At 65.4% G+C, this 353-nt stretch carries 1 protein-coding gene; it reads right to left on the reverse strand.

Features of this window, described 5'->3' with window-relative positions; translation table 11 throughout:
• Positions 1-353, reverse strand: a 353-nt coding sequence (locus GV790_RS29255; protein ID WP_163818054.1) for an FAD-binding protein, incomplete at both ends; no start/stop codon positions are given.

Genomic DNA, 353 nt, shown 5'->3' on the forward strand with positions numbered 1-353 from the left:
GGATGCCACCCTCACCACGGACCGCCTCGGAGATGAGGATGCCGAGGCCGGCCAGGCCTGTCGGGTGGAACTGGTGGAACTCCATGTCCTCGAGCGGCAGGCCCTTGCGGAACACGATGGCCATACCGTCACCGGTCAGCGTGTGCGCGTTCGAGGTGGTCTTGTACATCCGGCCCGAGCCGCCGGTGGCGAACACGATCGACTTGGCATGGAAGACGTGCAGCTGCCCGGTGGCCAGCTCGTAGGCGACGATGCCGGTGGCGACCGGACCGCGATCGGTCTCGGTGAGCACCAGGTCGAGGGCGTAGAACTCGTTGAAGAACTCGACGTCGTGCTTGACGCAGTTCTGGTAC

The organism is Nocardia cyriacigeorgica (assembly GCF_010858045.1).
GTDB lineage: Bacteria > Actinomycetota > Actinomycetes > Mycobacteriales > Mycobacteriaceae > Nocardia > Nocardia cyriacigeorgica_E.